The organism is Pseudomonas sp. MH9.2 (genome assembly GCF_034353875.1).
Taxonomy (GTDB): Bacteria; Pseudomonadota; Gammaproteobacteria; order Pseudomonadales; family Pseudomonadaceae; genus Aquipseudomonas.
Map to the genome: position 1 here is coordinate 3,491,072 of NZ_CP133784.1, position 22,827 is coordinate 3,513,898.

The 22,827-nt window shown below is 57.3% G+C and carries 24 protein-coding genes; 13 read left to right on the forward strand and 11 right to left on the reverse strand.

Features of this window, described 5'->3' with window-relative positions; translation table 11 throughout:
• The first annotated feature begins 41 nt into the window (after positions 1 to 41).
• Complete coding sequence (locus RHM55_RS16370) at positions 42 to 827, forward strand: ABC transporter substrate-binding protein (protein ID WP_322182982.1); 786 nt, start codon at positions 42 to 44, stop codon at positions 825 to 827.
• A gap of 31 nt (positions 828 to 858) precedes the next feature.
• Here the strand turns inward: RHM55_RS16370 and RHM55_RS16375 are convergent, their stop codons facing one another.
• The 4 genes from RHM55_RS16375 to gpmI all read right to left on the reverse strand — a co-directional run bounded on the left by RHM55_RS16375 (position 859) and on the right by gpmI (position 6,027).
• Positions 859 to 1,650 carry a divergent polysaccharide deacetylase family protein gene (locus RHM55_RS16375; protein WP_322177364.1) on the reverse strand — a complete coding sequence of 264 codons (792 nt, stop codon included), beginning with the start codon at positions 1,648 to 1,650 and terminating at the stop codon, positions 859 to 861.
• A 4-nt stretch (positions 1,651 to 1,654) separates the two neighbouring features.
• Positions 1,655 to 2,974, reverse strand: coding sequence for a S41 family peptidase (locus tag RHM55_RS16380; protein WP_322177365.1), 1,320 nt, complete (start codon positions 2,972 to 2,974; stop codon positions 1,655 to 1,657).
• Positions 2,975 to 3,005: 31 nt separating this feature from the next.
• Complete coding sequence (locus RHM55_RS16385) at positions 3,006 to 4,334, reverse strand: murein hydrolase activator EnvC (RefSeq protein ID WP_322177366.1); 1,329 nt, start codon at positions 4,332 to 4,334, stop codon at positions 3,006 to 3,008.
• Between the two features lie 157 nt (positions 4,335 to 4,491).
• Entirely contained in the window at positions 4,492 to 6,027 is a 1,536-nt protein-coding gene (gene gpmI, locus RHM55_RS16390; RefSeq protein WP_322177367.1) for a 2,3-bisphosphoglycerate-independent phosphoglycerate mutase, read from the reverse strand.
• 145 nt (positions 6,028 to 6,172) lie between these two features.
• Between gpmI and RHM55_RS16395 the strand changes: the two genes are divergently transcribed.
• The 3 genes from RHM55_RS16395 to secB are packed head-to-tail and all read left to right on the forward strand — an operon-like array spanning position 6,173 to position 7,373.
• The gene (locus RHM55_RS16395) at positions 6,173 to 6,586 is read left to right on the forward strand and encodes a rhodanese-like domain-containing protein (RefSeq protein WP_322177368.1); all 414 of its coding nucleotides are present in this window, start codon (positions 6,173 to 6,175) and stop codon (positions 6,584 to 6,586) included.
• A gap of 1 nt (position 6,587) precedes the next feature.
• Positions 6,588 to 6,842 carry a glutaredoxin 3 gene (grxC, locus tag RHM55_RS16400; RefSeq protein WP_322177369.1) on the forward strand — a complete coding sequence of 85 codons (255 nt, stop codon included), beginning with the start codon at positions 6,588 to 6,590 and terminating at the stop codon, positions 6,840 to 6,842.
• A gap of 42 nt (positions 6,843 to 6,884) precedes the next feature.
• Positions 6,885 to 7,373 carry a protein-export chaperone SecB gene (gene secB / locus RHM55_RS16405; RefSeq protein ID WP_322177370.1) on the forward strand — a complete coding sequence of 163 codons (489 nt, stop codon included), beginning with the start codon at positions 6,885 to 6,887 and terminating at the stop codon, positions 7,371 to 7,373.
• A 56-nt stretch (positions 7,374 to 7,429) separates the two neighbouring features.
• Here the strand turns inward: secB and trmL are convergent, their stop codons facing one another.
• A complete protein-coding gene (gene trmL / locus RHM55_RS16410) occupies positions 7,430 to 7,885 on the reverse strand; it encodes a tRNA (uridine(34)/cytosine(34)/5-carboxymethylaminomethyluridine(34)-2'-O)-methyltransferase TrmL (RefSeq protein ID WP_322177371.1) in 456 nt (151 codons plus the stop codon).
• Here trmL and RHM55_RS16415 point away from each other — a divergent pair.
• Positions 7,884 to 8,324: a hypothetical protein gene (locus RHM55_RS16415; protein WP_322177372.1), complete on the forward strand. Its 441-nt coding sequence runs from the start codon at positions 7,884 to 7,886 to the stop codon at positions 8,322 to 8,324. The genes trmL and RHM55_RS16415 overlap by 2 nt on opposite strands.
• Positions 8,325 to 8,642: 318 nt before the next feature.
• Here the strand turns inward: RHM55_RS16415 and tauC are convergent, their stop codons facing one another.
• Genes tauC through tauA form a run of 3 tightly spaced genes read right to left on the reverse strand, consistent with a single transcriptional unit; the run spans position 8,643 to position 11,270 of the window.
• Complete coding sequence (gene tauC, locus RHM55_RS16420) at positions 8,643 to 9,482, reverse strand: taurine ABC transporter permease TauC (RefSeq protein WP_322177373.1); 840 nt, start codon at positions 9,480 to 9,482, stop codon at positions 8,643 to 8,645.
• Positions 9,479 to 10,273 (reverse strand): taurine ABC transporter ATP-binding subunit, encoded by a 795-nt coding sequence (gene tauB / locus RHM55_RS16425; RefSeq protein ID WP_322177374.1) that lies wholly within the window; start codon positions 10,271 to 10,273, stop codon positions 9,479 to 9,481. Before tauB ends, tauC begins: the two co-directional genes overlap by 4 nt.
• 19 nt (positions 10,274 to 10,292) lie before the next feature.
• Complete coding sequence (gene tauA, locus RHM55_RS16430) at positions 10,293 to 11,270, reverse strand: taurine ABC transporter substrate-binding protein (protein ID WP_322177375.1); 978 nt, start codon at positions 11,268 to 11,270, stop codon at positions 10,293 to 10,295.
• A 597-nt stretch (positions 11,271 to 11,867) separates the two neighbouring features.
• On the opposite strand from tauA, the gene RHM55_RS16435 reads away from it, so the two are divergent.
• The gene (locus RHM55_RS16435; protein WP_322177376.1) at positions 11,868 to 13,211 is read left to right on the forward strand and encodes an OprD family outer membrane porin; all 1,344 of its coding nucleotides are present in this window, start codon (positions 11,868 to 11,870) and stop codon (positions 13,209 to 13,211) included.
• Positions 13,212 to 13,305: 94 nt separating this feature from the next.
• Here RHM55_RS16435 and RHM55_RS16440 read toward each other — a convergent pair whose 3' ends face one another.
• Positions 13,306 to 13,869 carry a histidine phosphatase family protein gene (locus RHM55_RS16440; RefSeq protein ID WP_322177377.1) on the reverse strand — a complete coding sequence of 188 codons (564 nt, stop codon included), beginning with the start codon at positions 13,867 to 13,869 and terminating at the stop codon, positions 13,306 to 13,308.
• A gap of 445 nt (positions 13,870 to 14,314) precedes the next feature.
• Here RHM55_RS16440 and RHM55_RS16445 point away from each other — a divergent pair, with 445 nt between their 5' ends.
• From RHM55_RS16445 to RHM55_RS16465, 5 genes are all read left to right on the forward strand, one after another.
• A complete protein-coding gene (locus RHM55_RS16445; protein ID WP_322177378.1) occupies positions 14,315 to 14,953 on the forward strand; it encodes a peroxiredoxin in 639 nt (212 codons plus the stop codon).
• Positions 14,954 to 15,218: 265 nt separating this feature from the next.
• Entirely contained in the window at positions 15,219 to 16,184 is a 966-nt protein-coding gene (locus RHM55_RS16450) for a sulfonate ABC transporter substrate-binding protein (protein ID WP_322177379.1), read from the forward strand.
• Between the two features lie 28 nt (positions 16,185 to 16,212).
• Positions 16,213 to 17,010, forward strand: coding sequence for an aliphatic sulfonate ABC transporter permease SsuC (ssuC, locus tag RHM55_RS16455; RefSeq protein ID WP_322177380.1), 798 nt, complete (start codon positions 16,213 to 16,215; stop codon positions 17,008 to 17,010).
• Positions 17,007 to 17,822 (forward strand): aliphatic sulfonates ABC transporter ATP-binding protein, encoded by an 816-nt coding sequence (gene ssuB / locus RHM55_RS16460; RefSeq protein WP_322177381.1) that lies wholly within the window; start codon positions 17,007 to 17,009, stop codon positions 17,820 to 17,822. Before ssuC ends, ssuB begins: the two co-directional genes overlap by 4 nt.
• A gap of 51 nt (positions 17,823 to 17,873) precedes the next feature.
• Positions 17,874 to 18,089, forward strand: coding sequence for a TOBE domain-containing protein (locus RHM55_RS16465; protein WP_219063645.1), 216 nt, complete (start codon positions 17,874 to 17,876; stop codon positions 18,087 to 18,089).
• A gap of 111 nt (positions 18,090 to 18,200) precedes the next feature.
• Here the strand turns inward: RHM55_RS16465 and RHM55_RS16470 are convergent, their stop codons facing one another.
• On the reverse strand, positions 18,201 to 18,842 hold the full coding sequence (locus RHM55_RS16470) for a TetR/AcrR family transcriptional regulator (RefSeq protein WP_322177382.1): 642 nt from the start codon (positions 18,840 to 18,842) through the stop codon (positions 18,201 to 18,203).
• A 108-nt stretch (positions 18,843 to 18,950) separates the two neighbouring features.
• On the reverse strand, positions 18,951 to 20,327 hold the full coding sequence (locus RHM55_RS16475; RefSeq protein WP_322177383.1) for a glutamine synthetase family protein: 1,377 nt from the start codon (positions 20,325 to 20,327) through the stop codon (positions 18,951 to 18,953).
• Between the two features lie 278 nt (positions 20,328 to 20,605).
• On the opposite strand from RHM55_RS16475, the gene RHM55_RS16480 reads away from it, so the two are divergent.
• Both RHM55_RS16480 and RHM55_RS16485 read left to right on the forward strand, forming a co-directional pair.
• Positions 20,606 to 21,382, forward strand: a complete 777-nt coding sequence (locus tag RHM55_RS16480; RefSeq protein WP_322177384.1) for a gamma-glutamyl-gamma-aminobutyrate hydrolase family protein — start codon at positions 20,606 to 20,608, stop codon at positions 21,380 to 21,382.
• Between the two features lie 38 nt (positions 21,383 to 21,420).
• Entirely contained in the window at positions 21,421 to 22,779 is a 1,359-nt protein-coding gene (locus tag RHM55_RS16485) for a glutamine synthetase family protein (RefSeq protein ID WP_322177385.1), read from the forward strand.
• Positions 22,780 to 22,827 lie beyond the last annotated feature (48 nt).

Below are 22,827 nucleotides of genomic sequence, written 5' to 3' on the forward strand. Positions count from 1 at the left end.
GCACTGCACTCTGGGCATTGCCATGGATAGGGGTGATGCACGTGTTGAAACGTCTTCTCGTTGCACTCGCAAGTGCGGGTGTTCTGCTGACAGGTCTTGCCCACGGTGAGGCCGCCCCGGCTCAAGGCGCTTCTGGTGGAGATCCCCCCGCCTATTCAGTGGTCTTGCTGACCGAAAATTTTCCGCCTTACAACATGGCGGTCGATGGCAAGAACTTCGCTCCCGAAGACAGGATAAAGGGCATTGCCGCAGAGATCCTGCGCGAAACCTTCAAGCGCGCGGGGGTTGGCTACAGCATGACCCTGCGCTTCCCGTGGGACCGTATCTACAAGCTTGCGATGGTAAAACCCGGTTACGGCGTGTTCGTCACCGCGCGCCTGCCCGAGCGTGAAAAGCTCTTCAAGTGGGTTGGCCCCATCGGCCCGGACGACTGGATCATGCTCGCTCGCGCCGACAGCTCGATTGAGCTGACGACACTGCAGCAAGCGAAGCGGTACCGGATCGGCGCCTACAAGGGCGACGCGATTGCCGAGCAGCTAACCGCTGAGGGCATGAATCCGATCATGGTGTTGCGCGATCAGGACAACGCGAAGAAGCTGGTCGACGGGCAGATCGACCTGTGGGCCACGGGCGATCCTGCGGGTCGTTATCTGGCTCGGGAGGAAGGCGTTATCGGTCTCAAAACCGTGCTGCGCTTCAACAGCGCCGAGTTGTTCCTGGCGCTGAACAAAGACGTCCCCGATGAAATCGTCGCCAAGCTGCAGAAAGCGCTGGATCAAATGCGCGCCGAAGGACGGATTGACGAGATTCTTGGGCGTTACTTGTAACGGCCGCTATCGTGAGGGACTTGGTGCGGTCTCAGCGATAGATCCCATTCTTGCCGTGCGCGGCCATCGCCTGATTGCCACGTACGCTGATCATCCGCCGTAGATCGATCCATTGGATGCCTTGCGCCTTCAGGCGTGGCAGCTCGCGTTCCAGGACGTCGAGAGTCATCGGGTAGGGGTGACCAATCATCACCACTGAACCTTGTTTGTGCGCCAGCTTGATCGCAGCCTCGAACTGAGCGGTGATGGCTGCTGCCGTGCGTTCATCATCGAGAAAAATATCCCGCGAAAGACTGGCCAGACCGATGCGTTGTGCTTCGGCGGCGGCCACGGTGCTGGCGCTGGTGCGGCTGTCGAGCAGAAACAGATGACGGCGTTGCAGTTCAGCCACCAGCCACGTCATGGCCTCTGGCTCGGCGGTCATGCGGCTGCCCATATGGTTGTTGATCCCCACCGCGTAAGGCACGGCAAGGAGCGCCGCGTTCAGGCGCTTTTCCAGCTCGGCAAGCGGGAGTTCGGGATGCCAGGCAAAGGGCCCGGTCGCCGGGTCCATGGGCATATGCAATATGACCGTTTTGCCCGCGCGATGGGCCTCGCGAGCAAAATCGGCAGCGTGGGGTGTGTCTGGCATCACGGCCAGCGTGACCGGGCCTGGAAGCGTCAGGGCTCGATAGTCGCGGGCCGGGTTTTGCCCGAGGTCATCGATGATCAGGCTGAGGTAGGCAACACGCGGTGGGCCGGTTGTCTTTTCAGGCTCAACCGGCGTTGCATGGGCAACGCCGATCAGGCTGCATGAAAGCGTCAGTAGCAGCCATAAGCGCATGACACTAGTTGCCGCGAGTGACACTCAGGCCCTTAAGCAGGCTCAGTGCCTGGTTCAGCTGGAAGTCATCGTCTTGTGGACGAGCTTTCTTCCCGGCCGATGCCTTGGTGGTCGGTTTGTCCGCGCCGCCATTGCCGTTACCCAAGTGCCCCGCCAGATCGGCTTCCTTGTAGTTCTCGGAATCCACTTCGCTGGTCAATTTGCCACGACGCACTTCGATGTCCGGCAAAATACCCTGAGCCTGAATTGAACGACCATTGGGCGTGTAATACAGCGCGGTGGTGATTTTAATCGCGCGGTCATTGGCCAGCGGCAGAACGGTTTGCACCGAACCTTTACCGAAGCTTTCGGTACCCATCAGTACGGCGCGTTTCTGATCCTGCAAAGCACCTGCAACAATTTCAGCGGCTGAAGCACTGCCCCCGTTGATCAACACCACCAGCGGTACGCCTTCACTGGCGTCGGCCGGGTCGGCGTAGAAGCGCAGTTCGGAGTTGGCGATACGACCCTTGGTGTAAACGATAAGGCCCTTGGTCAAGAACTGGTCGGCCGTTTCAACGGCGGCTTGCAGCACGCCGCCGGGGTTGTTACGCAAGTCAAGGATCAGCCCGCTCATTTTCTTGCCGTTGTCTTTGCGCAGCTTGACCAGCGCCTTGCCGACTTCTTCACCGGTCTTGACTTGGAACTGAGTGATGCGGAGATAGCCATAACCATTTTCCAGCATCTGCGACTTGACGCTCTTGACCTGGATGGTTGCCCGCGCGAGCGTCACGTCGAATGGGGTGCCGCCTTCGCGAATCAGGGTCAGGGTGATTTTTTCACCGATCTTGCCGCGCATCTTGTCGACGGCTTCTTGCATGGTCTGACCACGGGTCGGCGCGCCATTGATCTTGACGATCAGGTCGCCAGCCTCGATGCCAGCCTTGGAGGCGGGCGTGTCGTCGATAGGCGAGACCACTTTGATAAAGCCGTCTTCGATGCCGACTTCGATACCCAACCCGCCGAATTCGCCGCTGGTGCTTTCCTGCAGTTCAAGGAAGTCTTCCGGGCCGAGATAAGCAGAGTGCGGATCAAGGTTGCTGAGCATGCCTTTGATGGCGTTCTCCAGCAGCGTCTTATCGTCTACTGGTTCGACATAGGCGGCTTTGACCCGATCCATGACCTCAGCGAAGGTGCGCAGCTCTTCGAGCGGCAACGGTGCCTTGGCGCCTGCCGAAGTGGCGGCGGCTGCGGGCTTGACGGCCTCGGCGGCTTGCGCCAGAGGAGCACCGATAACGATGGCAATAGCCAGGGCCAGCGAGGTGAGGCGGGACAAATGCAGCATGTCTAACGAACTCCTAAACCTAAAGTAGTGCTTACCCTTGAGCATGGCACCATTGCGCTGGATCACTTGGGCGACCCTGCTGACGAATAGCGAAATACAACGCCGGAGTGTCCTGACCCCCACTGCTGCCCACAGTGGAAATCGCTTCGCCGGCTTTAACAATGTCGCCAGCGTCTTTGAGCAGACTCTGGTTGTGGCCGTACAAACTCAAAAAGCCGTTGCCGTGATCGAGAATGACCAGAAGCCCTGCACCGCGCAACCAGTCGGCGAACACCACACGGCCACCATGCACAGCATGCACCTGGCTGCCCGCAGCGGCGCTGATCATTACGCCATCCCACTTGGTACGAGCGTCATCGCCGCGGGTTTCGCCGAAGCGCGCCAACAGTCGACCATCGACAGGCCATGGAAGTTTGCCGCGTGCCTCGGCAAAAGGTCCGCCATAGGAAACGCCAGCACTGGAAACCAGCACGCCCGGAGCTTTGACCGGGCGTTTTACTGGGGCCTCGTCATCGTCCTCAGCGCTTTTTTTGCTGCTGCTGTTTTTCGCCAGGGCGCGGGCCTGCTCTTCACGTTTGCGCTGTTTTTCTGCTTCCTGCTGGGCGATCAAGGCTTTCTGTCGGGCTTCTTCAGCCTCGCGCGCTTGTCGGGCCAGGGTTTCTTCAATCGTTTTCAGGACATTGGCCAGATCGGCCTGTTCTTGTTGGCGAGTCTGCAGTTTCTGATCGCGGGCTTTCACGTCCTGATTGAGTTTGGCCAGCGCCTGTTGGCGTTCCTGGCGAACTTTGTCCAGTTCTTCGCGCTGACTATCGAGCGTGCTTCTTTGCACCAGTAACTGTGCCTGTTGCAGATCAATGTCTTTTTCGACGCCGGCCAGCTGGCGCAGGGTTTCATTGAAACCGTGCAGTTGAGCCAGGCGCGCCTGGCTCAAGTAATCGTAGTAGGTCAGGGTGCGCGCGAATTTTTCCGGGTTCTGCTGATTGAGCAGCAGTTTGAGGTATTCCTCGCGGCCACTTTGATAAGCAGCCCGGGCCTGGATCGCGATCAATCGTTGTTGTTCAACGCGTGCGCTTTGGAGTTTTTTTTTCTCTTGGTCGAGCCGTTGCAGCTCGCTTTCAGTCTTTTTTTGTTCTTTTTGCAGGGCCTCCACCTGCTTTTCCAGCTTGCCCATCTCGGTTTCTGTACCGCGCAGATCTTTCTGCACGCCGGATTTTTCCTGCTGCAATTCACCGAGGCGCTTTTTCAGCTCGGTAACATCCTTGCGTGCAGCATCCAGCTGTTGTTGGGTTTGCGCGCGCTCATCGGCAAACGCCGGATTGAGCAAACACGTGAGAGCAAGGACGATCAGGGCGCGAAGCATGGGGCGGGCGACACCAAGGAAAGAGGATGAACAAAGCCTAGTATGCCCGCCGCGAGCCGCAAAAAAAACGCCTCAAGACGACTGCTTTGAGGCGTTTCGGACAATTAACCGGCGCGATGGTTTTTAAACGTGCCGGTTTAGAGCCTTTTTGTGCTGTTTATCGGGGAACAAGGATCGAATGACCGGTCATCTCTTCCGGTTTTTCCAGGCCCATCAACTGCAACAGAGTCGGCGCGACATCGGCCAGAACCCCGCCGTCACGCACTTTAAAGTCGCGTTTGCCCACATAAATGAACGGCACGGGTTCGGTGGTATGAGCGGTGTGCGCTTGACCTGTGGATTCGTCCGACATTTGTTCGACGTTGCCGTGATCAGCGGTAATCAATGCTTCACCCCCGACCTTCTCCAGCGCGGTCACGATCCGGCCAACGCACACGTCTAGGCATTCCACGGCCTTGATCGCCGCGGCCATGATCCCGCTATGGCCGACCATGTCGCCGTTGGCGTAGTTGACCACGATCACGTCGAAGCGCTGGTTTTCGATAGCCTCGACGATCCTGTCGGTGACTTCCGGTGCGCTCATTTCTGGCTGCAAGTCATACGTGGCAACCTGTGGCGACGGGATCAGGATGCGCTCTTCGCCAGGAAACGGTTCTTCGCGGCCGCCCGAGAAGAAGAAGGTGACGTGGGCGTATTTCTCGGTTTCGGCAATACGTAGCTGGGTTTTGCCGTTTTTTGCCAGGTATTCGCCCAGCACGTTATTCAGGCTGCCGGGTGCAAAGGCTGAGGGCGCCGGAATATTCGCTGCGTATTGGGTCAGCATGACGAAGTCAGCCAGTTTCGGTTGGCGGGCCCGCTCGAAGTCCTTGAAGTCATCTTCGACGAAGACCCGGGTCAGTTCACGGGCGCGGTCGGAGCGGAAGTTCATGAAAATCACGGCGTCGCCGTCTTCGACCCTGACCTGCTCGCCAATGCGGGTGGCTTTGACGAACTCATCGTTTTCGCCACGCTCGTATGCGGCTCCAAGCCCAGCCTGGCTGTTCGCGGCCTGGAATTCGGATTGGCCGTCGACGATCAGGTTGTAGGCGGAGGCTACGCGGTCCCAGCGATTGTCGCGGTCCATGGCGAAGTAGCGGCCAATGATCGTAGCGATGCGGCCTTTGCCCAGGCGGGTGAAGGTTGAATCCAGTAGCTCCAGCGATGACGTGGCGCTACGCGGTGGCGTGTCGCGACCGTCGAGGAAGGCGTGCAGGTAGATTTTTTCAGCGCCGCGCTGGGCCGCCAATTCGGCCATGGCAACCAGATGGTCCTGATGGCTGTGTACGCCGCCGTCGGACAGCAGGCCCAGGATGTGCACGGCTTTGCCCGCGCTGACGGCTTTGTCCACCGCGCCACAAAGGGTCGGGTTCTCGAAAAACTCGCCGTCGCGGATCGCTTTGGTCACGCGAGTGAAGTCCTGATACACCACTCGGCCAGCGCCGAGGTTCATGTGCCCGACTTCAGAGTTGCCCATCTGGCCGTCCGGCAGGCCGACATCCATCCCGGAGCCTGAAATCAAGCCATGGGGCTGGGTGGCGTACAAGTGGTCCATAACCGGCATCTTCGCCGCATAGATGGCGTTGCCCTCGTGACTCTCGCTGTGACCGAAGCCGTCCAGGATGATCAGGACCAAAGGTTTTGGTGTGGCAGTCATAAGAACCCACTCGTGGCTAGTGAAGTAACTTGAAAAAGATCGGCATTTTAAGGACAAGTTCAAACGGCGTCACTGCTTTACGGGCTTTGGCCGACCTTGGGTGCTGTGTATACTGGCCGACATTTTAACGCCCTGGAACCTACTGATGGTTGCTCACCTGATTGAATTTGCCACTAACCACTATTTGCTCGCTGGCGCTTTCGTCGTTCTGTTGGCTCTGCTGATTGCATACGAGCTGAGCAAAGGCGGCCGCAGCCTCAGTACCCGTGAGCTGACGTCGCTGGTCAACAGCGATCAGGGCGTGGTTATCGATGTGCGTAACGCCAAGGATTTCGCGGCAGGCCATATCGTCGGCGCACTGAACTTCCCGCAGGACAAGGTGATCGCTCGTATCGCCGAGCTGGAAAAACACAAGGCCAAGACCCTGATCATTGTTGATGCCATGGGCCAGCACGCTGGCGCCACTGCGCGTGAATTGCTCAAGTCCGGCTTCACCGCAGCCAAGCTGTCGGGTGGCATTTCCTCCTGGCGCGCCGATAATCTTCCTTTGGTGAAATAAAATGGCTGACGTCATCGTCTATTCAAGCGACTGGTGCCCTTACTGTATGCGCGCCAAGCAGTTGCTGCAGAGCAAAGGGGTGGCCTTCGAAGAAATCAAAGTCGATGGCCAGCCTCAAGTTCGTGCCGACATGACCAAGAAAGCCGGGCGCACGTCAGTCCCGCAAATCTGGATTGGCGCCTTGCATGTGGGCGGTTGCGATGACCTGTTTGCCCTGGAGCGCGCCGGTAAGCTGGATGCGCTGCTTCAGGCTTGAATCCGAAACCCTACAAGACCTTAAAAGTAAGAAGGATCTAAGATGACTGACCAACCGACCAACGGCGGTGTAGCAACCGAAGATGAAGCACCGCAGTTTTCCCTGCAGCGCATCTATGTTCGTGACTTGTCGTTCGAAGCCCCAAAAAGCCCGGCGATTTTTCGCAAGGAATGGACTCCAAGCGTCAGCCTGGATCTGAACACCCGTCAAAACGCTCTGGAAGGCGACTTCCATGAAGTGGTCCTGACGCTGTCGGTCACCGTTAATAACGGCGACGAAGTAGCCTTCATCGTTGAAGTGCAGCAGGCCGGGATTTTCCTGATCAAGGGTCTGGACGCAGCCGCCATGAGCCACACGCTCGGCGCGTTCTGCCCGAACATCCTGTTCCCGTATGCTCGCGAAACGATCGACAGCCTTGTCGTGCGTGGTTCGTTCCCTGCGCTGATGCTGGCGCCGGTCAACTTCGACGCGTTGTATGCGCAAGAGCTGGCCCGTATGCAAGAGTCGGGTGAAGGCCAGACTGTGCAATAAGCGACACGCTGGGATTGAAAAAAGCGCCTCTCGGGGCGCTTTTTTATGGCGCGTACTTAGACGAAATCCAGCTGACGCCAGGCTTCATACACTGCTACGGCTACGGTGTTGGACAGGTTCAGGCTGCGGCAGCCTTCACGCATAGGCAGGCGCAGGCGGTGATCGCTCGGCAGGGCGTCGAGTATGTCCGCTGGCAGGCCACGGCTTTCCGGGCCGAAAAGAAAGGCGTCGCCTTTTTCGAAGGCCGCCTGGTGGAAAGGCCGTGAGCCTTTTGTGGTAAAAGCAAACAGCCGTGGGTGCCCGAGGCTTTCCAGGCAGCTGGGCAGGTCGGGATGGCGATGCAGAGTGGCGTACTCGTGATAATCGAGTCCGGCCCGGCGCAGGCGCTTGTCGTCGAGTTCGAAGCCCAACGGCTCGATCAAATGCAGGGTGCAGCCACTATTGGCGCACAGCCTGATGATGTTGCCGGTATTCGGCGGAATTTCTGGTTGAAAAAGGATGACGTGAAACATGCACGGCTCCGAACTGAAAGACGGGCTGCATTCTACTCCTGAAGAGGACCCGCGACCGAAGCTCTGGCCGCGAGTTCTTGGTTCTATGGCAATTGTCGGGGTCATGGTGGGTCTGATGATTGGCCGTTTGACCGCTCCCGACCCGCTGGAGCTGCAACAAATCGAGGCGCTGCCCAACGGGCTGGCAGTGTGGTTCAACCACGAGCCGCAAGTGCATGGCGAGGAGATTGAAGGCGCGGTGGCATTGCTGTTCAACGTGCACGGGGTGGCGCAGCGCGGAGCGTTCAAGCTAAACGGGAAGGATGTTCGCTGGAGGGTACAACGCAGTGACAAGGGGTTATTGCTTAACCTGATGGCGGCCCGTCCATTGCACGGCGACTGGCGCGGTGCAAAGGTGGACGGGCGCTGGAGACTGGAGATTAGCCTCCGGGAGGAATAAAAGAGGGGAATCCCCGGCCTGCCTGTACCAAGGTCCCCAAAACTGGTGTTACTTAACCTATTGCAGGTGGCGTGCCAGTTTGAGTGGAAATGCTTATTTTCGTTGCTCAGGCCTTTAAAAGCGGGCTTTTCGCGATTTTCGAATGAAGGTACGAAACGTTTCGGTCGGTTTCTTGATCCGTATTCCTGCACATAATGTGCGCACCCAGGCACGCCAGGTTCCCAAAGTGATGCATTTCTCGCCCTTCGCGAATGACATCACGCAGTATTCCTGCCTTAAACGGTTTATCCCCTATGGGGTGATGATCCCGTGAGCTAGTCAGTGGGTCTGGCCGTGCCATGGCACCAGTTTACGTTGCAGGGCGCGTAGACCCATTTCCATGGCGAAAGCGATCAGCGCGATCACCAGAATGCCCAGCACCACGACGTCGGTGACCAAAAACTGCGCCGCCGACTGGACCATAAAGCCCAGGCCACTGGTGGCGGCGATCAGTTCAGCAGCAACCAGCGTTGACCAGCCCACTCCCAGACCGATGCGCACGCCAGTCAAGATGTCCGGCAGGGCGCTGGGCAGGATCACATGACGAATCAGCTGCCAGCGCGTTGCACCCAGCGATTGCGCGGCGCGGATTTTTGCCGGGTCTACGGTGCGCACACCGGTAGCGGTGGAGATCGCAATCGGCGCAAAAATCGCAAGGTAGATCAGCAGCACTTTGGACAGCTCGCCAATGCCGCACCAAATCACGATCAATGGCAGGTACGCCAGCGGTGGAATGGGCCGGTAGAACTCGATAAGCGGATCGAAGATGCCCCGGGCGATCCGGTTATGACCGATCGCGATGCCGATTGGAATGGCCGTCAGCACAGCGAAACCCAGACCCAGGCCGATACGTTGCAGGCTGGCGCCTAGATGCTGCCAGAGCGTGGAATCCATATAGCCCTTGGTTGCCAGCAGCCAGCCTTTTTCCAGCACCGCCGCCGGTGGCGGTAGGAACAGGGGTTCAATCCATTCGGCCGCCGTGACTGCCCACCAGATGGCCAGCAGGGTCACCAGAGTCAGAACGCTGATCCATCGGGTGCTCAGGCTGCGGCGCAGGGGTACGAGGGTGGACGGGCTATTGCTGGCCTTCACGGTGACCGGTAATTCGTAGCTGCTCATGCGCGCTGCTCCCATGTCGGGATACTGCGTTGAGAAAAGACCCTGGACAGGACGTGCTCGCGGGTCTCGATAAATCGCGGGTCGGATTTGAGTGCGCGCGCCGATTCGCCCGCCGCGTAACGCTGACCGAAGTCCAGTTGCAGACGCTCGACGATCTGCCCCGGATGGGGGGCCAGCAGGATCAAATCGGTGGCGAGAAATACCGCTTCTTCAATGTCATGCGTGATCAGGAACACCGGTTTGGCGGTGCGTTGCCAGACGTGCAGGAGCAACTCCTGCATCTGCTCGCGGGTAAACGCATCAAGGGCGCCGAAGGGTTCATCCATCAGCAATACTCGCGGGTCGGCGGCCAAGGCACGGGCCAGGCCGACGCGTTGTTTTTGCCCGCCGGACAGCTGCCAGACACGCCGCTGCTCGAACCCGGCGAGATCCACCAGCGCCAGCATTTCCCGCGCTTTGGATTCACGTTGGGTGCGTGGTACTCCCGCCAGTTGCAGACCGAAGGCAACGTTGGCCAGAACATCCTGCCAAGGCAGCAGGGCATCGTCCTGAAACACCACGCCGCGCTCGGCACTTGGGCCTCTGACGGCAACGCCATCAAGGGTAATGCGCCCGGCGCTGGGCTCGACGAAACCAGCGATCAAATTCAACAGCGAAGTCTTGCCACTGCCGGACGGACCGAGTGCGACCAGCAACTGCTGCGGGCCCAGGCTCAGGGAAATATCCGCCAGTACCGGCTCGACTGCGCCGGGGTACTGTGCGCTGATGCGCTCCAGCTGTAATAAGGCCATGACAAGAACCCCTGACTGATTATTGAGTGATGAACTTGGCGCTTACGTAGGGGGAATAATCGGCCAGTACTGCATCGACCTTGCCTTGCTCCTTGAGGAACGCAGCCGTCTTGGTCACCGCGTCGATGGTCGGTGCGCCCAGCGCGACAACCTGATCGGCGGCCAGCGGGTACGCATTGCCTTGCAGCAGCACGGGAATGTCAGCAGGTTTTGCACCTGACAATTTCACCAGCTTGTCGACATTGCCGCTGTTGGCGAGCCAGGCGGTCGGGTCTTTGCGGTAGTCGGCGTAGGCGTCGAGGGTGACCTTGGCGAATGCGCTGACGATTTCCGGGTGCTTGGCGGCGAAGTCTTTGCGCACGATCCACGCATCGAACGTCGGGGCGCCGAGCTTGGCCAGGTCGCCAGAAGTGATCAGCACTTTGCCGGTTTCTTTGGCAACACCCAGCGCCGGGTCCCAAACGTAGGTGGCGTCAATGTCGCCGCGCTTCCAGGCGGCCGCTATCGCAGGTGGAGCAAGGTTGAGGATCTGCACTTTGGACGGGTCGATATTCCAGTGTTTCAACGCCGCCAGCAGGCTGTAGTGGCCGGTGGAAACGAACGGTACAGCGACTTTTTTGCCGATCAGGTCCTGGGGCGAATTGATGCCCGAACCGTTGCGCACGACCAGCGCTTCCGAGGCGCCAATCTGGGTAGCGATCAAAAAGGTTTCGATCGGTAATTTACGTGTAGCCGCAGCGGTCAGCGGACTTGAGCCGAGGTAACCGATCTGTACGTCGCCCGAGGCGATGGCGGTGATGACGTCGGCACCGTTGTCGAATTTGCGCCAGTCGACCTTGGCGTGGGTGGCCTTTTCATAAGCCCCGTCGGCCTGCGCAACTTTGGCCGGGTCGACGGTGGTTTGGTACGCGACGGTAAAATCTGCGGCGTGCGCGAGAAGAGTTGTGGTGACCAGGGATAGGGCCGCCAACACGCGTAAGGGGGTGTGTAGTTTCATTTGAAAGCTCCAGATCAGGCGGTCGAGGTTCGGCTGAAATAGAGACTAAATGATCTAAGAAACATTAAGTAAATAACTTATTGGTATTAGCTTATGAGGGGAATTTCTCTGGGAGCGATGGCTGAGTGGCCAATTGTCATCGTCCAGTCATAAAAGTGTGACTATATGTGTGGCCGGTATCGACGACGGGTAGGGAAGCAAAAACGCCTTATCCTTTAGTATTACTGGGCGATTACGTGACCGGTCGGTCTGAACGTCGGCAATTTGGTGGGAGAAAATAGACTCCCTGCTGAAAAACGCGCCGAAATATTTTTGGGAATTAAGTCATGAGGTCGATACACTCCGGCTCGACGAACAGAAACAGTTTGTCACTTATAACTCGATGATCTAAAAAATATTAAGTAATACCTTTTAGGTTGAGGAATTTTTGATTACCGTGCAGCGACCCGCACGCGCGGTCTAATCAATTAGTCTCGAAGCGACCAGTAACCATTGACTCAACAGGTCGGGTCTGGCGCTAATCGCGCATCTGCGGGCTTGAGCTTTTGCCTCAAGACCCGTGGAAATACAAAAATTAGATACACGAGGAGCGAAACAATGAACAAGTCCACCTTGGCTTTGGCCATCGCAGTAGGGGTTTTGGCCCAACAAGCCGGTGCTGCTGGTTTCATCGAAGACAGCAAGCTGAACCTGAGTTCCCGTACGTTTTTCTTCGACAATGACAACCATTCCGGCAAAGCAGATCAGCGCGAAACGGCTGAGGTTCTGAAACTCGATTACCTTTCCGGTTTCACCCAAGGCGTCATTGGCGTCGGTGTTGACGCACAGCTGATTTACGGGCTGCACCTTGATGGTGGCCGTGGTAACCATCCAGATCCAAACACATTCTGGCCAAGCGATCACGACAACTCTGCCGTACATGACCTTGCTCGTGGCGACGCGAACGTCAAGTTCCGTTACTCCAAAACAGAATTGCACGTGGGTGGCGCCTTGGCCCCACAACTGCCGATTCTGACGGCTAACGACAGCCGCACCATGCCGGCGAACTACGACGGTGGCATCATCACCTCCAAAGACCTCGACAACGTAACATTTGTCGGTGGTCAACTGGAGCACTCCACCGGCCGTGCAACCACCAACAGCACTGGCCTGTCGGTTAACGGCGCCACGATGGACAGCAACCAGTTCCGTTTCGCCGGTGCTGACTGGAAGGTTACTAAAGACCTGACCTTGCAGTACTACTACGCGAATCTGGAAGACTTCTACAAACAGCACTTCCTCGGCTTGGTACACGTTCTGCCAATCGGCGACAATCAGTCGTTCAAAACCGATGTGCGCTATTTCAACAGCAGTTCCGATGGCAAGAGCAGCGCCGGTGATGCTGGGTACGCGTTCAACAACAACGGTGGTTACGCCAAGAAACCAGGAGAGGTTGATAACACCACCTGGAGTGCGATGTTCACCTACCAACTGGGTGGCAACTCGTTCTTGCTGGGTCACCAGCGTGTCAGCAACGACGGCGGTTTCGTCTACCTGAACCAGGGTAATGTCACTACAAATGGTAAGGCATCTGGTGCAAACGAAGGCAACGGCGGCCCGAGCTTCTACCTGTTCACTGACTCCATGATCAATGGTTTCGTTCGTGCCGGTGAGAACACCACGTTCGGTAAGTACACCTATGACTTCGCAGGGCTTGGCGTTCCGGGCCTGAAAGCCTCGATCGCTTACTTGAGTGGCGATAACATCAAAGACAAGACTCTCGCGGGTGTAGATCACTCCGAGTGGGAACGTGACATGCGTGTGGATTACGTGATCCAGACCGGTTACCTCAAAGGCTTCGGCACCACCCTGAGCAACGGCGCTTACCGTGGCGACGGTACTGGTATTGATTCCCAAAACCAGACTCGTCTGATCTTCAACTACACCTACTCTTTCCTGTAAGTGTATTGAGTACAAGAAGCCCCGCTTGCGGGGCTTTTTGTTGTCTGGGTTTTCATGGTCCAGACGGTGCAACACTATTTGCTATCAGCTGAATTCAATTGGCCAGGACTTTCGGCCAATCGTTCGCGTTGATAAAACCGAGCAAATGGGGTTGCTGTTGATCATCAACCGTGATGAACAGCGACGATCCGTAGTCGGGCGTCGGTGAGTCACGAAACTTCATGGTTTTCGCCAGCGCGTTCATGCATTCGCTGTGGGTCACCAGAACAAGATTGCGGTTCTTCGCTTTGTGTTGAAGCGAGTCGCTGAGCATGTTTTGCCGACAATTGGACAGCCACTCCTGACCCGCGCCCGTGTAGTTGAACATGAAGGCTGCGGTTTGTGCCGTTCGGGTCATAGGGCTGCTGTAAATGTCGGCCTTCCCCAGACCGAGCGTTTGAAAGTGTTGCCCTACGGCTTCGGCGACACTTTTGCCCGGCAGGGTGATGCCGTCTGCGGGGCCCAGGCAAGGCGCAGAGGAGTGATCGCAGCGCTCGACGTGGCGCACGAGGACGATCATGTCACCTTGAGCCCAGCGTGATTTGAAGTCGGTGATCGTGACGTTGTTGCCTTTTGCAAGGTCAGGAACCGCAGCGGGTTTCAACAGGAAAAATGTCACGCTTGCCAAAGCGGCTACACAGACTAACGCGGCCAGTTTTGTTTTGTTTTTTGCGAAGTTACTTGGATGGAACAAACGTCGGGTTCCGCTCAGCAAAGTCTGTACTCCATGTTTAAACCGCTCCCACGGCAATTCTCAGCGTTGTAACGCGTCATCAGATAAACAACAAAATACGTTCCAACGGGTGAAGGTTCTGAACCCGACGCCCAATAGCACCAGTAGGAGGTTAGTGTGCAGGTCCATACGTCAATGAACGGTGAAATAGGCGTGAAAATTTAACTGTTCCGGGCGTCCTGGGTGAGAGCCTTGCTGAGTTGAAGGGGGCAGAGGAAGGCAGTGAGGTTCTTTAGATTCAAAATGAATAAACAAATTAAAATTCATTCTTTTTTATTTCTTTTGGATCGGTGCAAAGTAGGGCGCTTCATAGTCAACCAGGAGCCGCACCATGAGCCTACGACTCGGCGATATCGCCCCCGACTTCGAGCAGGAATCAAGTGAGGGGAAAATCCATTTCCATGAGTGGCTTGGGAGCAGCTGGGGTGTATTGTTTTCCCACCCGGCCGACTTCACGCCGGTGTGCACCACTGAGCTGGGTTTTACGGCCAAGCTCAAGGATGAATTTGCCAAACGCGGGGTTAAAGCGATTGCGCTGTCGGTGGATTCGGTCGATTCCCACATCAAGTGGATTGACGACATCAATACCACCCAGAACACGATCGTTAATTTCCCTATCCTGGCCGACGCCGACCACAAGGTGTCGGACCTGTACGACCTGATCCACCCCAATGCCAGCGACACCCTGACGGTGCGTTCGCTGTTCGTGATCGATCCGAACAAAAAAATTCGCCTGACCATCACCTACCCAGCCAGCACCGGGCGTAATTTCCATGAAATCCTGCGGGTCATCGACTCGCTGCAACTGACCGATAACTACAAAGTCGCAACGCCGGCCAATTGGCAGGACGGGGATGACGTGGTCATCGTGCCGTCGATCAAGGACGAAGACGAAATCAAGAAACGCTTCCCCAAAGGCTATAAGGCCGTCACGCCTTACTTGCGTCTGACGCCGCAACCTAACCGATAAGCCTCGCTGTCTGGTGAGGTTGTTTTTTGTTGAAAAGAGGGCCGTTGAATCGGCCCTTTTTTTCATCTGCGATTTGGAGGCCTGCTAATTTCATGCGCTTAAATTGCATATGCAATTTAAGAATAAACAAATGAAAAAATAAGATTTATAGATATAAAAAACACCTGTTAATGTCTGTTCACTTAGCGAAATCGCTAACCCCACCTTACTCACCCGCCAACGGGCAAGCAGGTGCAACTTTATAGCTACAGCAAAGGAGAGCGCCATGCGCACTGTCATTTTGCGTCGAAGCTTGGTCGCTCTGTTTGCTGCGGCTGTCACCTTCGGCGCTATTACTCAAGCTCAGGCAGAAACCCTGCGCATCGGTTATCAGAAGTACGGCACGTTGGTTTTGTTGAGGGCCAAAGGCACGCTGGAGAAGCGCCTCGCCGAGCAAAACGTGCAAGTGCAATGGACCGAGTTTCCGGGTGGTCCGCAGTTGCTGGAAGGGCTGAACGTGGGTTCCATCGATTTTGGCGTGACCGGCGAAACACCGCCCGTGTTCGCTCAAGCGGCCGGTGCCGACCTGCTGTATGTCGCGTATGAGCCGCCGGCCCCGACCAGTGAAGCGATTCTGGTCCCCAAAGATTCACCGATCACGTCGATAAAGGACCTCAAAGGCAAAAAAGTCGTACTGAATAAAGGCTCCAACGTGCATTACCTGCTGGTGCGTGCGCTTGAAGATGCTGGTCTGAAGTACAGCGATATCCAGACCGTATTCTTGCCGCCGGCCGATGCGCGTGCCGCTTTCGAGCGCGGCAGTGTGGATGCCTGGGTTATCTGGGACCCCTACCAAGCGGCCGCCGAGCAACAACTGCAAGCGCGCACTCTGCGTGACGGCACCGGCATCGTCGACAACCATCAGTTTTATCTGGCAACCAAGCCGTACGCTGAAAAACATCCGCAAGTGATTCAGGCATTGGTCGAGGAAGTTCGCGCCGTCGGCGAGTGGTCCAAGGCCAACCCCGATGAAGTGACCCAACAGGTCGCGCCATTGCTCGGCCTGACGCCGGACATCACCCGCACCGCCGTCAAACGCCAAGGTTACGGGGCACTGTTCATCAGCCCAGACGTGGTCGCGGCGCAGCAGAAAATCGCTGACACCTTTTACCAGCTCAAGTTGATTCCCAAGCCGCTGAGCATCAAAGACGTGATCTGGACGCCCCCGGCCAAAGTAGCCACGGCTCAGTAATCAACAGGCCCCTAGAGGAGACAATTCCATGAGCCTCAGTGCTTCGCAAAAAATCATTCACAGGCTGGCGCCTTGGGCACTTCCAGTCTTGTTGTTGGCGGTCTGGCAACTCTCGGTCAGCGCGGGCTGGCTTTCGACTCGCATCCTGCCGGCGCCGAGCGCCGTCATCGAAGCGGGCATAAGCCTGGTGCGCAGCGGCGAAATCTGGAAGCACCTGGCAATCAGTGGCTGGCGTGCCGGGATCGGATTCGCCATTGGCGGTGGTCTCGGCCTGGCGCTGGGCTTTATCACAGGCCTGTCGAAATGGGGTGAACGCCTGCTCGACAGCTCGGTGCAGATGATTCGCAACGTGCCGCATCTGGCGCTTATTCCGTTGGTGATCCTGTGGTTTGGCATTGATGAGTCTGCGAAGATTTTTCTGGTGGCGTTGGGCACCGTGTTTCCGATTTACCTGAACACCTATCACGGGATTCGCAACGTTGATCCGGCGCTGGTGGAAATGGCACGCAGCTATGGCCTGTCCGGTTTCGCATTGTTCCGGCAGGTGATTTTACCGGGCGCATTGCCCTCGATTCTGGTGGGGGTGCGCTTCGCTCTGGGCTTTATGTGGTTGACCCTGATCGTGGCTGAAACCATTTCCGCCAGTTCAGGAATCGGTTACCTGGCAATGAATGCCCGGGAGTTTCTGCAGACCGATGTGGTGGTCCTGGCGATTCTTCTTTACGCGGTGCTCGGCAAGCTGGCGGACCTTGCGGCGCGCGGTCTGGAGCGTGTCTGGCTGCGCTGGCATCCGGCGTATCAAACGGTAAAAGGCGGTGCGGTATGAGCAGTCTTAAGCAGCAACAGCCGCCCCACCTGCTGCGCGGTATTCCGCTGGCGGTACGCAAGCTGCGCAAAACCTTCGGTCAGCGCGAGGTGCTTCGCGATATCGATCTGCATATCCCGGCGGGGCAATTCGTCGCGGTGGTTGGTCGTAGCGGTTGTGGCAAAAGCACTCTGCTTCGCTTGTTGGCCGGTCTTGATAAACCGACTGGCGGTGAACTGCTGGCGGGGTCAGCACCGCTCAGTGATGCGCTGGAAGATACCCGTTTGATGTTTCAGGAAGCGCGGTTGCTGCCCTGGAAAAAAGTTATCGATAACGTGGGTCTTGGCTTACAGGGCAACTGGCGCCCACGCGCTTTGGACGCATTGGGTGCTGTGGGCCTGGCGGAGCGCGCCGATGAATGGCCGGCAGCCTTGTCCGGCGGGCAAAAGCAGCGCGTGGCCCTGGCTCGGGCATTGATTCACCAACCGCGACTGCTGCTGCTCGATGAGCCCCTAGGTGCGCTGGATGCACTGACCCGTATCGAGATGCAGCAACTGATCGAACGCCTTTGGCAACAGCATGGCTTCACCGTGTTGCTGGTCACCCATGATGTCAGCGAAGCCGTGGCGATTGCTGATCGGGTGATCCTGATTGAAGAGGGCCAGGTCGGCCTCGACGTGATGATAGACCTGCCTCGTCCAAGGGTACGTGGCTCTCATCGCCTGGCTGCGCTTGAAACCCAAGTACTGAACCGGGTGCTGCAGATACCCGGCTCGCCGCCTGAACCGGAGCCCGTATCACCGTTGCCCACGCAGTTGCGTTGGGCCCAATAACCGAACCGTACCGATACCGTTTGAACCCCCAACTCTTACAGGAAATACATCATGACTATTAAAGCTATCAACGTTCGTAACCAGTTCAAAGGCACCATCAAAGAAATCCTCGAAGGCCCGGTGTTGTCGGAAATCGACGTACAAACAGCGTCAGGTGTCGTCACTTCCGTGATCACTACCCGCTCGGTCAAAGAGTTGGAGCTGGTGGTTGGCAGCGAAGTGATCGCCTTCGTCAAATCCACTGAGGTATCGATCGCCAAGCTGTGATCGATGCGTTGCAGACAACCCCGGACGGCCAAAGCCCTTCGGGGTTTTTTATGTGAAAAACGCAATCCATGTAAGCGCCCTTGCCCCGTCTTATCGCGGGCAAGCGCGCTCCTACAGGGGGGCGATGTGTTTCTTGGGCAGATACGGCGGTAAATACAATCCAAGGTACGCATCGAACACCCGCATGCCTTCTTCGGCCAGGCGCGGGGTGATCTGGTCGTGGAGCTGCACCGAACGGGCGTAAACCCGGTCGCCGAGTTCCATCGCCAACGCAAACACGTCGACATCGTCCGGCAGGGCAGGGAGCTGGAAGTGCCTGGCGAACAGCGCGTGCATCAGATTGCCGAGCTCGATATCGTGCTGCCGGTCGGCCTGGGTGACTTCGGTCAGGCCGTGTTGTGCGAGGATCAGTTGGCGGGCGGCGGCATCGGCGCTGTAGATACTTAACATCCGTTGTTCGACCAGTCGTGATAGGTCGCGCCAGCTCGTCAGCTGTTCGTGTTCTATGGGCGCTTGCAGGCAGGCGCGAAAGGCAGCGTGGACGTCTGCGGTCAAGGCTTCGAGCAGGGCCGGGACGCCGGCAAAGAAGTGATAAACCGAAGACGGTGGTATTTGCGCACGTTCGGCAACGCTGTAGATCGACAGACTGGCCACCCCTTCGGCGGCAAGCAGCGTGCGGGCGGCATCGAGAATCGAGTCGATCCGGGCCTGGCTGCGTGCGCGGGGTTTACGGGGCGCGGCGAGTCGCGTCATGGGTGATTTCCTGTTTTGGGCAGTGGGCATTGTACGGGTTGCAGTGCAGCGGCCACAAAAAAACGCCGCCAACCTTGCGGCCGACGGCGTTCTTTTTATTGCACAGCGTTAGACGGTGTGCAGGTACCAGTTGTATTCGAGGTCGGAGATGGAGTGTTCGAACTCTTCCAGCTCACTTTCCTTACAGGCGACGAAGATATCGATGTATTTCGGGTCGATATAGCGCGCCATGATTTCACTGTCGTCCAGCTCGCGCAGGGCATCACGCAAGTTGTTGGGCAGGCTTTGTTCGTTCTGCTCGTAGGAGTTGCCTTCTACGGGGGCGCCTGGCTCGATCTTGTTGGTCAAGCCGTGGTGCACGCCCGCCAGCACAGAGGCCAGCAGCAAGTACGGGTTGGCATCGGCACCGGCTACGCGGTGTTCGATACGCACGGCATCGGGAGCGTCGGTCGGAACGCGCAACGCGACCGTCCGGTTGTCCAGGCCCCAGCACGGCGAGTTCGGCACGTAGAACTGTGCGCCGAAACGACGATAGGAGTTAACGTTCGGGCACAAGAACGCCATTGATGCCGGTAGGGTCTCGAGCACACCGCCGATCGCGTGACGTAATGCGGCGTTCTGCTCGGGATCCTCACTGGTGAAGATGTTTTTACCATCGCGATCAAGGATCGAGATGTGGACGTGAAGACCGTTACCCGCCTGACCCGGATAGGGTTTGGCCATAAAGGTCGAATCCATTTCGTGGTCGTAAGCGATGTTCTTGATCAGGCGCTTGAGCAGTACCGCGTAGTCGCATGCCTTGATCGGGTCGGCAACGTGGTGCAGGTTCACTTCGAACTGCGCCGGGGCACTTTCCTTGACGATGGCGTCAGCCGGGATGCCTTGTTCCTTGGCACCTTCCAGAACGTCCTGGAGGCAGTCGACGTATTCGTCCAGGTCATCGATCAGGTAAACCTGAGTCGAGTGAGGGCGTTTGCCGGAAATCGGCGAGCGCGGAGGTTGTGGGCGACCGTTCACGTTCTCCTGATCGATCAGGTAGAACTCAAGTTCGAATGCGGCGCAGATAGTCAGGCCCATTTCGTCGAACTTGCTGACGACCTGACGCAGTACTTCGCGGGGGTCGGCAAAGAAGGGTTCGCCTTCGATTTCGTGCATGGTCATCAGCAGTTGCGCGGTTGGGCGCTTTTGCCACGGCTCATTGCACAGGGTGCCCGGGATCGGATAACAGATTCGGTCAGCATCACCGATATCCAGACCCAGACCGGTGCTTTCCACCGTTGAGCCATTGATATCCAAGGCAAATAAAGAGGCAGGCAAGTTAATGCCTTTCTCGTAAACCTTATGGAGGCTGGTGCGTTCTATGCGCTTACCACGCACCACACCATTCATATCTGCAATCAGAAGGTCAACGTACAGAACCTCAGGATGTTCCTTAAGGAACGCGTTCGCTTCGTTAAGCTGAACGGCACGCGGGGGTACCGACATGATGCAACACCTTTGTTGTTAAAAATATCAATCATCGAGCTTCGTGGGATTCAGTCAATCCGAAAGCCATCATGAAGTCAATAGAGCTCTTTTTTGCACTCAAAAAGCGCTCAGAGGCCGTTTTTGCCGCAAATTAGGGCAAGTATTGCGTTTTGACAGCCTTGGAATCTGCGGGCTTGAGCGGGCTGTGTTCTATTTTTTACGGGGGTGTTGTGAAAAAAAATGAACAAGGCTAAGCTCGATTGCAACCCATAACAGCAATAATACTCGGGGGTTCCATGTCTCGCCTGCCGTTAATCGGCGTGACCGCCTGCACCAAGCAGATCGGTCTGCACAGTTATCACATCAGTGGCGACAAGTACGTCCGCGCAGTCGCAATCGCTGCCAAGGGCTTGCCGCTGATATTGCCGTCACTGGCTGAATTATTTAACACGGCCCAGATACTCGCCAGCGTCGATGGACTCCTGTTCACCGGCTCGCCCTCCAATGTCGACCCCTCCTATTACGACGGTCCAGCCAGCGCGCCGGGCACCGCTCATGATCCTGATCGTGACCGCACTACTCTACCCCTGATTCGTGCTGCTGTGGCGGCGGGCGTACCGGTGTTGGGAATTTGCCGGGGGTTTCAGGAGATGAACGTGGCCTTCGGTGGCAGCCTGCATCAGCGTGTTCATGAAGTTGGAACATTCATGGACCACCGTGAACAGGATAACGAGCCGCTCGAAGTCCAGTACGGGCCAAGCCATATCCTGCATATCCAGCCGGGCGGCGTGCTCGCGGGCCTTGGCCTGCCAAGCGACATTCAAGTCAATTCGATTCATGGTCAGGGCGTTGAGCGTCTGGCGCCGGGCTTGCGCGTCGAGGCTCTGGCGCCTGACGGGTTGATCGAGGCGGTCTCGGTCGCGGCAGGCTCGGGTTTTGCTTTAGGTGTGCAATGGCACCCCGAGTGGCAAGTGACCTCGAATCCGCATTATCTTGCGATTTTCCAGGCATTTGGCGATGCCTGTAGAAAGCGGGCAATACAACGCGACGCAGCCGCGTCAGAAAGTGCCTGACCCCTTCGGGGCCAAGGTGTCTACCTCCTGAGGTATTTATGAGTACCAATCTCGACCAGCTCACCGATTGGTTGAAAGAGCACAAGATCACTGAGGTCGAATGCATGATTGCCGACCTCACTGGGATTACTCGCGGGAAGATCTCACCGACCAATAAGTTCATCGCCGAAAAAGGCATGCGCTTGCCCGAGAGTGTGTTGCTGCAAACGGTCACCGGCGATTATGTCGAAGATGACATCTATTACGAACTGCTGGACCCGGCGGACATCGACATGATCTGCCGCCCGGACCAGAACGCGGTGTTCCTGGTGCCATGGGCCATCGAACCGACGGCTCAGGTGATTCACGACACCTACGACAAGCAAGGCAACCCGATCGAGCTGTCGCCGCGCAACGTATTGAAGAAAGTCCTGAAACTCTATACCGACAAGGGCTGGCAGCCGATTGTGGCCCCGGAAATGGAGTTTTACCTGACCAAGCGTTGCGAAGACCCGGACTTCCCGTTGCAGCCGCCGATTGGTCGCTCCGGTCGCCCGGAAACCGGTCGTCAATCGTTCTCTATAGAAGCTGCCAACGAATTCGACCCGTTGTTCGAGGATGTTTACGACTGGTGCGAACTGCAGAATCTGGACCTGGACACACTGATCCACGAAGACGGCACGGCGCAGATGGAAATCAACTTCCGTCACGGTGATGCGTTGTCGCTGGCCGACCAGATTCTGGTGTTCAAGCGGACCATGCGTGAAGCCGCGCTGAAGCACGACGTGGCGGCAACCTTCATGGCCAAGCCGATGACCGGCGAACCAGGCAGCGCCATGCACTTGCACCAGAGCGTGATCGATATCGCCACCGGCAAAAACATCTTCTCCAACGAAGACGGTTCGATGAGTGAGTTGTTCCTGTGCCACATCGGTGGCCTGCAAAAATTCATCCCCGAGCTGTTGCCGTTGTTCGCGCCGAACGTCAATTCGTTCCGCCGCTTCCTGCCTGATACTTCGGCACCGGTGAACGTGGAGTGGGGTGAAGAGAACCGGACCGTGGGCCTTCGGGTGCCAGATGCGGGTCCGCAAAACCGTCGGGTGGAAAACCGCCTGCCGGGTGCCGACGCCAACCCGTATCTGGCCATCGCGGCGAGCCTGCTGTGCGGCTACATCGGGATGGTCGAAGCAATCAATCCGAGTGCGCCGGTCGTGGGGCGTGGTTATGAACGACGCAATCTGCGTCTGCCGTTGACCATCGAAGACGCGCTGGAGCGAATGGAAAACAGCAAGACAATCGAAAAATACCTCGGTAAGAAATTCATTGTCGGTTACGTCGCGGTCAAGCGTGCCGAGCATGAGAATTTCAAGCGCGTGATCAGCTCTTGGGAACGTGAGTTCCTGCTGTTCGCGGTCTGATTATGATGGGCGCGGCTATGGTCGGCCGCGCCACTTTGAATACGGAGA